This window comes from Candidatus Defluviilinea gracilis (assembly GCA_016716235.1).
GTDB classification, from domain to species: Bacteria; Chloroflexota; Anaerolineae; order Anaerolineales; family Villigracilaceae; genus Defluviilinea; species Defluviilinea gracilis.
Window position 1 is genome coordinate 1592356 of the sequence record JADJWS010000001.1, and the last position, 13438, is coordinate 1605793.

At 50.8% G+C, this 13438-nt stretch carries 14 protein-coding genes; 6 read left to right on the forward strand and 8 right to left on the reverse strand.

Going from position 1 to position 13438, the window contains the following annotated elements; genetic code table 11:
• Nucleotide 1 precedes the first annotated feature (1 nt).
• The 6 genes from IPM31_07455 to IPM31_07480 all read left to right on the forward strand — a co-directional run bounded on the left by IPM31_07455 (nt 2) and on the right by IPM31_07480 (nt 3322).
• Nucleotides 2–487, forward strand: coding sequence for an SRPBCC family protein (locus IPM31_07455; GenBank protein MBK9006816.1), 486 nt, complete (start codon nt 2–4; stop codon nt 485–487).
• 86 nt (nt 488–573) lie between these two features.
• On the forward strand, nt 574–942 hold the full coding sequence (locus IPM31_07460) for a DUF1801 domain-containing protein (protein MBK9006817.1): 369 nt from the start codon (nt 574–576) through the stop codon (nt 940–942).
• Between the two features lie 72 nt (nt 943–1014).
• On the forward strand, nt 1015–1305 hold the full coding sequence (locus tag IPM31_07465) for a DUF4287 domain-containing protein (GenBank protein ID MBK9006818.1): 291 nt from the start codon (nt 1015–1017) through the stop codon (nt 1303–1305).
• A gap of 77 nt (nt 1306–1382) precedes the next feature.
• Nucleotides 1383–2057, forward strand: a complete 675-nt coding sequence (locus IPM31_07470; protein MBK9006819.1) for a helix-turn-helix transcriptional regulator — start codon at nt 1383–1385, stop codon at nt 2055–2057.
• A 98-nt stretch (nt 2058–2155) separates the two neighbouring features.
• On the forward strand, nt 2156–2596 hold the full coding sequence (locus tag IPM31_07475) for a VOC family protein (GenBank protein MBK9006820.1): 441 nt from the start codon (nt 2156–2158) through the stop codon (nt 2594–2596).
• Nucleotides 2597–2770: 174 nt separating this feature from the next.
• Nucleotides 2771–3322 (forward strand): DUF1697 domain-containing protein, encoded by a 552-nt coding sequence (locus tag IPM31_07480; GenBank protein ID MBK9006821.1) that lies wholly within the window; start codon nt 2771–2773, stop codon nt 3320–3322.
• 216 nt (nt 3323–3538) lie between these two features.
• Here IPM31_07480 and IPM31_07485 read toward each other — a convergent pair whose 3' ends face one another.
• The 8 genes from IPM31_07485 to IPM31_07520 all read right to left on the reverse strand — a co-directional run bounded on the left by IPM31_07485 (nt 3539) and on the right by IPM31_07520 (nt 13285).
• A complete protein-coding gene (locus tag IPM31_07485; GenBank protein MBK9006822.1) occupies nt 3539–4051 on the reverse strand; it encodes a transposase in 513 nt (170 codons plus the stop codon).
• A 320-nt stretch (nt 4052–4371) separates the two neighbouring features.
• Nucleotides 4372–5769 (reverse strand): right-handed parallel beta-helix repeat-containing protein, encoded by a 1398-nt coding sequence (locus IPM31_07490; GenBank protein MBK9006823.1) that lies wholly within the window; start codon nt 5767–5769, stop codon nt 4372–4374.
• A gap of 357 nt (nt 5770–6126) precedes the next feature.
• Nucleotides 6127–7026 (reverse strand): homocysteine S-methyltransferase family protein, encoded by a 900-nt coding sequence (locus IPM31_07495; protein MBK9006824.1) that lies wholly within the window; start codon nt 7024–7026, stop codon nt 6127–6129.
• A gap of 171 nt (nt 7027–7197) precedes the next feature.
• Nucleotides 7198–9231 (reverse strand): DUF4445 domain-containing protein, encoded by a 2034-nt coding sequence (locus IPM31_07500; protein MBK9006825.1) that lies wholly within the window; start codon nt 9229–9231, stop codon nt 7198–7200.
• Between the two features lie 72 nt (nt 9232–9303).
• On the reverse strand, nt 9304–9594 hold the full coding sequence (locus IPM31_07505) for a virulence factor (protein ID MBK9006826.1): 291 nt from the start codon (nt 9592–9594) through the stop codon (nt 9304–9306).
• 200 nt (nt 9595–9794) lie between these two features.
• The gene (locus IPM31_07510; GenBank protein ID MBK9006827.1) at nt 9795–10964 is read right to left on the reverse strand and encodes an ATP-grasp domain-containing protein; all 1170 of its coding nucleotides are present in this window, start codon (nt 10962–10964) and stop codon (nt 9795–9797) included.
• Nucleotides 10965–11247: 283 nt separating this feature from the next.
• A complete protein-coding gene (locus tag IPM31_07515; GenBank protein ID MBK9006828.1) occupies nt 11248–11814 on the reverse strand; it encodes a GNAT family N-acetyltransferase in 567 nt (188 codons plus the stop codon).
• Nucleotides 11815–11890: 76 nt separating this feature from the next.
• A complete protein-coding gene (locus IPM31_07520; protein MBK9006829.1) occupies nt 11891–13285 on the reverse strand; it encodes a hypothetical protein in 1395 nt (464 codons plus the stop codon).
• Nucleotides 13286–13438: the final 153 nt, after the last annotated feature.

Here is a 13438-nt window from a genome sequence, read left to right on the forward strand (position 1 = left end):
CATGTCACAAAATAAAACCGTTGTTACCGCAGAACCAGGCAAGCAGGAGTTGTTCGTCACGCGCGAATTCGATGCGCCGCGCGAGTTGGTGTACAAGGCGCACACCGACGCGAATCTGTACGCGCAGTGGCTGGGTCCGCATGGCTACGAGGTCGTTCTCGAAACGTTCGAGCCTGTGAGCGGCGGCAAGTATCGTTATATCCACAAGGACAAAGAAGGCAATGCGTATGCCTTTCACGGCACGTTCCACACCATGAGCGAAGAGTTGATGATCCAAACTTTCGAGTTCGAGGGACTGCCCGAACCTGGGCATGTGACTCTCGACACGATGCGACTCGAGCAACTGCCCAACGATCGGACAAAGATCACGATTCATTCCGTCTTTCAATCTGTTGCCGACCGCGACGGCATGGTCGCCTCTGGAATGGAAGGCGGCGTGCGCGATGGCTATGAACGATTGGATGATCTGTTGGCGGGGATGAAGTAATGTCAACCGTCCCGCAGGTTGGACTCGCAGGTTGTGTTGTCTTCAAGAAAACCTGCGGGACGGTCCTTTGATGAAAGGAGATTCTCATGGCGACGAAAAAAGGTTTTGCTTCGGTGGCTGAATACATCGGCTCGTTTCCGCCTGATGTGCAAAAGGTGTTGAAAGAAATGCGGACAACGATCAAAGAAGTTGTGCCGACTGCCAAAGAGAAGATCAGTTATCAGATCGCGTGCTTCGAGTTGAACGGAAAGAATCTCGTCCATTATTCGGCGTGGAAAAAGCATGTTTCGATGTACCCAATTCCAGCGGGGAGTGAAGCGTTCAACAAAGCCGTCTCGAAATATACCGCTGGCAAAGGGACGATCCAATTCCCGCTCGATCAGCCGCTTCCGTTGAAATTAATTCGTCAGGTGGTGAAATATCGCGTGGCGGATCAATTGAAGAATCAAAAATAACTTGACCATTGACGATAGACGATAGACCATAAAATCGTCGGCGGTCTATCGTCCCTAAAAGGAGAAAATAAAATGTCATTCCAAGCCTATCTCGATAACATAGAAGAGAAAACTGGCAAGACGCCCAAGCAATTCATTGCCGAAGCCAAGAAATTGAAGATCACTGAATTCAAAGACATCATTGCCTGGCTGAAGCGTGATTACGATTTGGGAACAGGCCATGCCCGCGCGATTGCCTATGTGATTCGTAATGGCGCAGAATTTGGGTTGAAGCACACGACAGGCGTTCATCGTGATGCTTCAGGCACGTTGAATTTGGAAGGCAAGGCGAAACAGAAGAAAGCGGTTGCGAAGAAGAAGTAATAGACGATAGACCATGGACGATAGACCATGAAAAGTGGTCAATGGTCTATCGTCCATGGTCATAACACGAGCAGACGATGAGCATCTCCCACGAACAACGATTATCCGACTCGCCGTATGTGGAAACGGTCACTCACGGCTGGACTCTGAGCGAAGGCTCGTCCATTCGTCCCGCCGAATCGAATTGGCACATGGTGTTTGTGAAGGCGCAGGGACGTACACATTCACTGGTTGTGGGTCCGCTCCCGACTGCGGGCAAGGCAGAGTGGGGCGCGGGCGCTGAAATTCTGTGGGTCAAGTTCAAACTCGGCGTGTTCATGCCTCATGTGCCCGTGCAGGATTTTTTGGATTCGGAAAGACCCCTGCAAGAGGCCTCGAGCAAATCTTTTTGGCTGAAGAGCGCCGCCTGGGAATTACCGAATTTTGAAAACATTGATACGTTCGTGGATAAACTTGTGCGTAATGAAATTTTGACGCTCGACCCTGTCGTGGACGCCGTGCTGAAGGATCAGCTGCCAGACATCTCGTCCCGCACGATGCGGCATCATTTCCTCCGCGCCACAGGTCTGACCCGAAGCCGTATCTTCCAAATGAAACAAGCCCAACAGGCGAAATCATTGTTACAACAGGGCGTTTCGATCCTTGATACGGTCTATGAGACGGGCTACTTCGACCAGTCGCATCTCACCCGTTCGCTGAAACAATTCATTGGGTACACGCCCGCTCAAATTGCCCAGGCGAGTCAGCCTTAAGTAGGCTTGCCGTTTTGTACAAGACGCCGCTCCTGCGTTGAATTATTATGTGGGTGTTGATACAACAATACTTTAGAAAGTAACAAGGAGAAAATACAATGAAAAGAGTTACCCCGTTTTTATGGTTCGAGTCGCAGGCTGAAGAGGCGATGAACTACTACGTCTCCATCTTCAAGAACTCGAAGGTGATCAGTTCCTCGCCTTATTCCGTGCAGTTTGAGTTGGACGGACAGGAATTCATGGGCTTGAACGCAGGACCCGAATTCAAGTTCAATGAAGCGGTTTCGTTCTACATCCACTGCGAAGACCAGAAGGAAGTGGATTACTACTGGAACAAACTCATCGCCGACGGCGGCGAAGAAGGCAGATGCGGCTGGTGCAAGGACAAGTTCGGTTTGTCGTGGCAGGTTGTGCCGAAACAACTCGGCGAGTTGATGGGCGACCCCGACCAGGTCAAAGCCAAGCGCGTGGTGGATGCCATGTTGAAGATGAACAAGATGATCGTGGCAGATTTGCAGAAGGCGTATAATGGGGGATAGATAGGTAAACAAGTAGACACGTAAATAGGTAAGGCGACCCGATGTATTTCGATCAACATTGAAAGGGTCGCCTTTTGTTTGTACGTACCGTCCCGCAGGTTTTCGCGCAAAACACAACTCACTCATCCAAGCCTGCGGGACGTTCTGAGTAACGTGAGTGAATAAGGTAAAACTATGGCACAGACTCAATACCTCGCATTGCTACGCGGCATCAACGTCGGCGGCAACAACATCATCAAAATGGCGGATTTGAAAGCGTGCTTTGAAAGCATGGGCATGACCGACGTGGTCACCTACATTCAAAGCGGGAATGTGATCTTCAAATCTACGGAGAAAGATAAAGCCAAACTGACGAAGAAGATTGAAGTCGGGCTTTCTGAACGCTTCAATTATGAGGCGCGGCTGGTTGTGATTTCTCACAAGCAACTCAAACAAGCCGTGGACGAGTCCCCGCACGGGTTTGGCAAACAGCCCGATAAATTCAAATGCGATGTGATCTTCCTCAAAGAGCCGCTCACCGCGAAAGAAGCGATGAAAAACGTCAGCATGAAAGAAGGCGTGGATAGCGGATCCGCTGGAAAAGACGTGTTGTATTTTTCACGTCTCACCGCCAGAGCCTCCTCAAGTCACTTGACAAAAATTATTTCAACACCGATGTATCAATACATGACCATCCGCAATTGGAACACGACGACGAAACTGCTGGCGTTGATGGAAGATGGATAGCGATGACTGCCAAACAATTTATTGACAAATTACAAACGCTTCGTTTCGACAAACTCAACGCATCGCGCTCCAAGGGGACGGCTGATTCGCTTATCCATTTAGCCTTTGATTCACCTGACAAAGCAAACCACAGGTCAGATTTGTAGGTCACGCTTGTAGCGTGACGAGTGTTATTAATTTGCTGTGTCACGCTTTCAGCGTGACACTACAGGTAGTCTATTCGCCAAAATCAATATCGTTGGGTTCGTTCCAATCAAAGGCTGGCGGGTATAAGCCGCGCTTTTCCCATTCGATGTAACTGCTATATTTCCATGCGCGCGGGTCGGTAACATAGCCATGTTTTACGGGGTTAAAGTGAATGTAATGCAAATGGTTTTCAAAGTCGCGGTTGTCTCGAATGACATGGTCATAAAATCGCTTTTGCCAGAACTTCATTGAGTCGGAGGCGGAAAGCCCGAGTCTTTTTTTGTATTCTTTGGTGAAATTTGGTTTGAGGGAGTGCATGATCTGGCTGAAATTGTCCCCCGAAGTTAATTGAATGAGCAAATGAAAATGGTCAAATAGAAAGACATATCCCAGCATGGTGAATGGATGGAGTTCTTTTACTTTTCGTAAGACTGCAAGCAGTAATTCAAGTATGTTTTCGTCTTTGAAGACAGGCTCGCGGTTTTCTACAACTTGCGTCAGAAAGACGGCTGAACCTGGGATGTAGTAACGACGAAAGTTCATGAGGGGATTATAGCATCGTAGGTCAGGCTTGTAGGTCAGGCTTTCAGCCTGACATTTTTCATTAACGAGATTGTCACGCTACAAGCGTGACTACGAACGTGACCTACCAGAGGAGGAAAATGCCGATGAGACTGAATCAACCACCCTGTAACATTGTAGGTCAGGCTTTTAGCCTGACAAATTTCATTAATGTAGTTGTCACGCTACAAGCGTGACCTACGAATGTGACTACGAAACCGTCAGACAAAGAAAATGCCGATGAAATAGAAACAGCCGTCCCGTAAGAAAGAGGCGGCTGTTTGTCTTGTATCTTCGTCTTGTCAAAATAGCGGTTGGTCTCGCAACGGGTGCGGGTAAAGATAAGGAACATAATTCGGCATTTCAAACATGAAGAAGTCGCGTCCTTCTTGCAAACAGGCGGGAGCGTAACTTTCAAATGGAATTGTCGGTAATTCCAGCATATCCGAATCGGGCGCGTGGTTGCCCCAGATGTATGCCGAACGGGTTTGATCTTCCTGCGGATAATCTACCGCGGTATCGCAATCGTCTTCGGTGGTCAGCCCGATACCCCACCCAAACGTTGAAGGAACGATATTGTCAAAAACCACGCCGTCGCCGCCGCGCATGAGAATGCCAGTGGTGTTCCATTGTGTTGTGGTGTTATCGATCAGCGTGTTGTGATAGACCTCCCACGAGCGCGAACCGTGACCATACTCGCTGGATCCGTGCGCGTCCACGATGCCGAAATTACGCGCGCGTTCGGTGTGGGCGATTTCGTTATAACGCACAACATAGTTCGAGCCATAGTTGGAAGCAATCGCATGGCGGTTATCGGAAAATACGTTATCTTCAATGAAGACCGCGTTCGGCGTGCCGAGTTGAATCGTCGCGGACCAAGTATCGTCGCCATACACTGCTACGCCGTAGCCTAAACAGGCAATTGGTTCTGTGAACTTCCAATTTGTGCCATCCTCGCGCGGAACGAGCGTATTTTCATCCTGGCATTTGAAGTTGGAGAAAAATTCATTCTGATAGATCACGCCCCGCCCGCCATCTCGAACCGATATCCCCGCATTTGAAAATTTGTTGAACGCCGCGTCATGGATTTTGAAATCCATACAGCCATGAAGCAGTCCCAGCCCGTTGTCCCCATCGAAGATGCGTTCGAGTTCGCTTTGATCGTCGTCGTTGCCGATCAGCGTCAAATCTGAAACTTCCACGGGCTTGCCGTTGGCGCAGTCAAACTCGATCAGATATTGTTGCGGCGGCGGGTTGCCATCACAGGGAACGCGCTGAACGTTGCCGTTTTCGTCATAATACAATTCGGGGACACATTCCACGCCGTCATATGGCAAGGGGAAAACAGGCGCGCTTCGTTTGATGATCGTTTGATCTTTGCCCGCGCCTTTGAGCCAGACGCCTGCCTGCCGCGTCACGGCGGGCGCGTCGCCCCAATCGCATTCGCCTGCGGGGATGATGACGATTCCTCCGTCGGGAGAGTTGGTCAGCGCTTCTTGAACATCGTCGCGCGAGCAACTTTTCGCGGCGATCGTCGGCGGCATTGGTTCGCTGGTCGGGGTTTGAGTCGGGGCGGGTTGAGTCGCAGTGAGGGTTGGCGCTTCCAACGTGGGAGCGTTGGTCGGGTTGCTCGGGCTGGCGCAAGCGGTCAACAGAAGAGCCAATATTAATAGAACAACCCAATGATTCTTGTTTTTCATCGTCAGATTTCTCCATGTGTGTATTTGATAAAAAATATATTGGATGCCGATTGACGCGGACAACGCAGATTTTTCTACGCCTCAAAGCCATTTCCGATCGAGTCGCTTATTTTGCGCGAGGATTGTATCAAATCTGAGCGATTATCTTTTTAATTTCCCGCGTTCATCGCTCCATAATATTGTAGATTTCTCAAAGACATCCGAAAAGATCTCCGGTTCTTTCGCTGAATAGCTGGAGAAGATGGATAAGAAGACGAAAGAGCATTATATGGGGTGGGGGAAGGGCAAATCACAGTTTGCGTAATAAATACATCCTGTGCTATTGAATAGGATTAATGAAAAAAGCAGGCTGGAGCATCACGCTCCAGCCTGTTCTGTCTTCTTCACCGCCTTCACGATCGCGGCGATGTGTTCGGGGGTGTTCCCGCAACAGCCACCAACAACTTTGGCGCCCAACTCAACATATTTCTTTGAAAACTTTGCCATATCTTCGGGACCCATGTCGTAGACTCCCTGCTCGGTCTCGATGTCCATGTGCGGAACGCCTGCGTTCGGCTTCACCCACAATGGGAAGTTCGGCAGGGTCGTCGAATATTCTTTGACCACTGCTTCCATGTTGTCAAGCGTTGTCCCGCAGTTCGCGCCGACGAGCGTCGCGCCCATCTCGGAATATTTCTTGATCACATCCTTTGGTTTGACGCCCATCATCGAGCGCGTGCCGCGGTCGTAACTAAATGAAACAACGATTGGCAAATCAGTTGTAGACTTCGCGCCTTCGAATGCCGCAGTTGTTTCTTCGATGCTGAACATCGTTTCGATGAGCAACAAGTCCACGCCGCCATCGGCTAATGCTTTGGCCTGTTCGGCGAATGTGGCTTTCACTTCATCAAACTCCAGCGGACCATACGGCTTGATCAACGCGCCGACGGGTCCCATCGAGCCAGCCACCAGTCCGCTGTTGAGCGAGGCGGCTTTGCGGGCGATCTCCGCCGCGCGGATGTTCACTTCGGGCGTGCGATCTTGATATTTTGAATCCTTCATCCGCATCCGCGTCCCGCCGAAGGTGCAGGTGAGGATGATATCTGAACCAGCCTCGGCGAAGGATGATGCGAGTTTTAGGAGGGTGTCGGGATCGTCAATGATCAAGTCCTCGGGCGGCTTGCCAGGCTTGAGTCCCATCTTTTGCAAGTTCGATCCCGTCGCGCCATCGGCAACGAGAATTTCGCCTGAGTTGAGTCGTTCAAGAAATTTGTTCATAGAATTTCCTTTTTTGTTACCTCGGTGGTCGAGTAGACACGAGCGATAGCGAGTGTCGTATCGAGACCACCAATAACCAGAAAAATTTTTGTAACAAGAACTGCTTTACGGCGTGGTGGTCTCGATACGTCCCGTGAACTGCACGCGGGACTACTCGACCACCGAATTTTTTCACTTCATAAAATTCTTCGCCATCGGGTCAACCACGCGATTGGGAATCAAATGCGCGATATGCGGAAATGGCTCGCTCATGTGCGGGAAACTCGTGGCGAGCATGAACTGATTTTGAAAATCGGGGTCGGTGGGCAATTCGAATCGCTCGACGTTGCGCGTGACCGAATCGATTTCATTCCGCTTCTCGATGTTCAACAACGCGATGCGCGCGCCATCGCCCGCCGCATTGCCGACCGCGTACACATTTTCCAAGTCGCAATCGGGGATCAGCCCGATGAGCATTGCCTTCTCTTTATCAATAAAACTTCCGAACCCGCCCGCCAAAATAACTTTATCGGGGTCTTGCAAACCAAACCGTTTCAACAACGTGCGCGCGGCGGTGAACAACGCGGCTTTCGCCAATTGGATCTGCCGCACATCCTGTTGTGTAATTGGGATGTCGCGTCCGATGGAGGTCTCCTCCGTCCAAGCGATCACATACTCCCAGCCTGACTCGCCCTGTCGAACACGCTTCGACTCTAAGTTCTTCTTGAACTTGCCCCTCGAATCGACGATCCCTGCCCGAAATAATTCTGCCACTCCATCAATGATGGCGGATCCGCATATCCCTTTGACTTGACCTTTGAACTCGGCGTGATCCGTGTTCCAACCTTCGACGCCGATGACTCTGTACTTCGGTTCAAGCGTAGTCTCGTCAATGACGATACGTTCCATTGCGCCAGGCGCGGCTCGCATTCCATATTCAACATGCGCGCCTTCGAGGGCGGGACCCGTCGGCGTGGATGTGCAGACGAGCCGCTTGCGATTCCCAAGCACGAGTTCCGCGTTCGTGCCAACGTCAATCAATAACCAGTTTTCATCCTGTTTGTGCGGTTCCTCCGCAAGGATCATCGCGCTCGTGTCCGCGCCGACAAAGGATGCGATGGTCGGCAGAACATGAATATTCCCCGATGGGTTGATATGCAATCCCAACTCGCGCGCTTTGATGTCCACCGATTTGTGTATGGTGGGCACAAACGGCGCCAGCCCTAAATCTTTCGGATGCAGGTTCAACAAAACGTGGTGCATCGTTGAATTTCCGACCAACACCATCTCAAGGATTTCGGTCAACTTGATCTTGGCTTCATGTGCGGCTTTACTCAACAACTTATTCAACGTGGAGATGATCGCTTTGTGCAATTTGTCCAAGCCGTCGGGATGCTCGATCGCGTATTGAATCCGCGACATCACGTCTTCGCCGTACACGATCTGTGGATTCATCTCGGATTCAGCCGCGAGCAACTCTCCTGTTCGTAAATTGCAAAGATACAACGCGACCGTCGTCGAGCCGATGTCCACTGCCGCGCCATAACTTTCCTCATGGTAGCCTCCCTGAACGGCGATCACTTCTTTGTCATTCCATACCGTGACTGTGACGCTCCACTTCGCGTCGCGCAGAGTTTTCGATAGCGTTCGCAAACACTGATAATCTATGTTCATGTCAAACCAACGCGGGACCTTCGCGTCCACGCCGCGAACCAATTGCATGGACGTTTCGAGTCCCTTGGCGAGACGTTCCCAGTCCGCGATGGGGCGTTCGAGATTGGGCGGAGTCATCGTCACCAGATATTTTCGGATCGCTGGCTTGATCTCAATCGGGCGGTTGCTCGCACTCTTGCGGACGATCTGCTTGTTGCCGCGACTCTCTTCGGGGACGTTGATCAACACATCGCCGAGAATCTTCGACTGGCACGATAAACGGACTTGTCCGATTTTCCAGCCTTTGTCTTTCAACAACTTCGGTCTGCGTTCGAGATAGGCGCGTTCTTCCACGCCAACAGGGGAGAGGTTGGCTTGTTGCGAGTCGATGTTGTACTTCTCGAAGCGACCTTCCTCGATCAGCACCAAGCACTTGCCGCACGTGGCATTCTCCGCGCAAATGGATTCGATCTCCACGCCCAACTCACGTGCGGCAGTGCGTACGGACGTGCCTTCGTCCACTTGTCCGCGTCTGCCAGAAGGTTGGAGGATGATGGTGTGCTTTTGGCTCATTGATTTTTGTACACGGATTTCACGGACAACACGGATTTTTTAAAACCTTTGTGTCCCTTCGTGCCTTTGTGGTTAAACGGTTTTCGCTTCCCGACGCGGAATCTCTATTTTGGCGAACTCAGCCTCAAGGTCCAAAAGAAGCGCATCTGCCACCTCTTCGGGCGCGCCGTCGCGTTGAATCCAATCCCCGCGTTTGTATTGACTCGCGTAATCCGATGTGGAGGTGAGTCCCTCCGCCATCGCGTACGCGTCGATTTTGTTTTGGATCTTGTCTGAAAGTTGTTTCTTGATCGTGCGCCCATCGCCCTCGACGGTGATGGATTGGGGGATGTGCTTCCAGTACATGATGCGATATTTAGCCATGTGAACCTTTGCGGAATTATATATAATCTATCCGCCTATTCTACGGTAGGTTATCAGTGTGGTCAATGGCTTCTGTATCGTGTCAGAGCTAATGAACACGATTTTCTTTTTGAGCATGCAAACTACCATAAGAGATAACAAAATGAGCGGACGATTTGTCCGCTCACTCTGATGACTGATCACTGATTACTTTCTCGCTGTTACGAGTACGCCATCTCCGGCGCCCGTTGCTTCTTCATCTTCTTCAGCAACTTCGCGGCGATCATGTTGTCGCGTCGGTTCTGCGCGGAGCGGATGATCAACTTCATGAACTTGTGATGGTTGTACGATTTATCGTTCATCAATGAGAAATCGGCCGAGCCGGGTTCCTCGGGCGAATAGAAGATTCCGCAGTTTGGGTTGATCTCCAACATGTACAGCGTGCCGTCTGCCGCCATGCGATAGTCGCAACGCGCATATCCGTTTCCGTTCATCGCTTTGAACAAGCGCGCGGTTTGTTCACGCAACGTTTTTTCGATGCGCCTATCGGTCACCGCCGCCACCGACATCTTCTCGTAATCCACCCATTTCATGTCGTAATGCTTGAATGACTCGCCGTCGGGGAAAATAAATTCCACAGGTTTGAAGGTGATCGGGTTGTTCGCATCGTCGGGATTTTCCGCAACGAGACACGTGAACTCGCGTCCTTCGATGAACTCTTCCAACAGCGCGCGACCGAACACCTCGATCTCGCGTCCTACTTGGACTTTGAGCTGGTCCACATCCTCACAGCGTGACTCGCGCGTGATACCGACGCTCGCATACCCGTGAGGCGGCTTGACCAGCACCGGGAAGCGCAAACGCTTGGCGACGCGTTCCACATCTTCGACTCGGTCCACCATCACCCAATTCGGCGCGGGGACGTTCGATTTCTTGGCATAGGCTTTCATCTCCTGCCGCGAGGGATCGAAGAATTTCGAATCGGCGCCGGTGAATGCCACGCCGAGTTTTTCCATCAGCGTGACAAGACCGATTCCCGAGAGCGGGTCGTCGGGCGTGCCGTCTACGAGATTCACAAACACATCCACGCCTTCGTCCATCAATTCGCGGATCTGTTTTTCCACGCCTTTCGGGCGCATCGGATGATGTTTCCATTTGAATCCATTCATGTGAGGGGATGGATCGTAGGGCTTGTCGTTCGGATCATCCGGCAGGCTTGATAACACACAGAGATACATGTCGAGTCCTTTTCTTTTGCGATCGATCAAGTTGTTCGTGTCTGTTGCTGGCGTTTTCTTGATCGCGTTGTTTGATTCATCATTGTTATCTTTGTTGATCGATATTGATTCAAAGTTAACTTCATTGAATCGTATGATGATGAACCATAACAATATAGATTGTATATCTATTATTCGTTTTATGTAAAGGGTTATCGAGCATGAAATTGTTTAAAATATTGTAAGTCTTTTGTGATGTTGTCATGTGTAAGCGCATTGATCAATAAAAAGAAATGGTATATGATTCGATTCCGCTGTGTTCAACATAATGTCGAAATAAAAACCGCCGCGCAATTTGCGCGGCGGTCATTTTTGCAAATGAATAGTTTGATCGTTTCGAAACCGACGAAGATATTCTTTGCCGTGTCAACAATCAACCAAGTCAATTGTTCATCGCCTATCGTTCGACTCTTTTTGACATCAAGATATCGGGTTTGCCTCTTCCGTTCGCATCGGGCATCACGCCGGTGATCACGAATCCCATCTTTTGATAGAACTCGAACGGATGACCTTTGATGTTCCTGATGTTCTTGACTTGATCCCAAAGATTTTCATAGAGATCAACATTGGATAACGAAGTCATATTATTTTCATCGTCCGACCCAAGCGTGATCGTCAACCCGCCTCTCTCGCGGACCCGCGACTCGAAGTCTTTCACCAAAGCCCTGCCTATGCCTTTACCTTGTTCCGATGGCTGAACCGCCAGCGGATGCAGTTCCCACACATGACCGTCGTATTGCGGGATGCCGCCGATGAAGCCGAGCAGGTTTCCATCATTACCCACCGCCGCGCGGCAGATATTTCCTTCTTCAAACAACTCGTTTGCTTCTTCCAACCCATCTTCCATCGTGGGCCAGGCGTCGGGCCAATGTTCGCGGAAAGCATCTACAAGGAGTTGGGCAGCTTGTTGAATAAATTTCCTGTCGGTGGATTGTGGGGTAATGATGTTCATATTTGATGGCATGTCACTCTGAGCGCCAGCGAAGAGTCTCTGGCGTTATCAGCAGAGATGCTTCGCTACGCTCAGCACGACATACGGCCTACTTCCAAAACTGTGGAAGATATTCTTTGTAACTCGTTAGATAATCGTCAAGTATTTTTCTTGCCGTATCAATGTCTGTAATGACGGGGTCGAGCAGAAGACATTGCAATGCTTTCTCTCGATTTCCTTCCACAACCGAATCAACACACAATTGCGCGACAGTGATTTCGCGGCGACATAATTCTGCGATGGGTTCGGGTAATGCGCCGACGTGGACGGGATGAATCCCCGCGCCGTTGACTTGCACGGGCGTTTCAACGGATGCGCCCAACGGCAAATTGGCAATTTGCCCAACGTTAGGAAGATTCGCGGCGAGGTGATAATGACTTCCCGCGCCAGCGATGTTCTCGATCATTTCCAACGCGCCTTCACTGTCGGTATTTAGCAAGCCTTCGATGGTCGCGTCGCCTTTCGCCATTTCATCGAGGCGATGTAGTTGAAAGCCGCGGACCGATTCGAACAACTCCCAATCGTAGAGGCGGATGTTGTAATGTTCCCAGGGTTTGGTTTGCGAGTCGCTCATCCAGGGGAGGTATTCGCAGAGGTGAGTATCGCCGGGGACGGGGAACAAGCCGAAGGCTGAGAAAATGTCGCGGGTCAGCGGCTCAAACTGCCCGTCGAGTTGAAAGAAGCGTTGTTTGAAGAGCGGATATAAATCCTCGCCCGTGCGTTTGTCGTGCATGGAGAGAATCCACGTGAAGTGATTCAATCCCGCCGCGCGGATGTCAATGAGGGGAACGATCTGCTCGCGCACGCGTTGTTGCAGCGGATGTTGATCCACCGCCGCATGGACGCCCGTGAGCCCTTCGGGGATTTCGATGCCGAGGTCTTTCGCCAACGCAACGCCGACCATCACATAGCCCGCATAAATTTGATGACACAAGCCGACGCTTTTTATTTTGCTGTGACGATTGACCGCGTCGCAAATGCGGATCATCGGATTGGTGAAGTTGACGAACCACGCGTCGGGGCAAGCCTGTTCCATATCGCGCGCGATCTGCATGATGGGACCGATGTTGCGCGCGGCGTGCGCGAAGCCGCCTGGTCCGCCGTTTTCAGCGTAGGGCTGACGCACGCCATATTGAATTGGGATCTCAAAATCGCGTTGCCATAAATTTTCGCGCGCGCCCACTTCGATGGCATTGACGACAAAATTTGAATCGCTCAATGCGTCCAAATGATTCGTGTGCGCGGTGATCGTGAACTGCGAATCCCATTCGCGGTTGAGGCGTTCCGCGAGCCGCTGGACGATGTCGAGAGTGTCCGCGTTGCGATCCACGAGCGCGAGCGTGGAGCCTTTGAGTTTTTGCGAGCGCATGATGGCGGAGAGCGTGTTCTCGCCGAACGATGCCGAGCCTGCGCCGATGACGGTGATCTTGGTGGGGAGGGTCATGTGTGCTCCAATTTCAAGTTTCAGAATAGATCTCTTGTATACATCAGTTTTATTTCGTCGCAAAGTCCATTGAGAAAATCTCTTTTTTTACTGTGACAAAGAGACTTTCGCAAGAGAGAGAACAAAAAGAGACGCGCTGATTATAAATCAGCC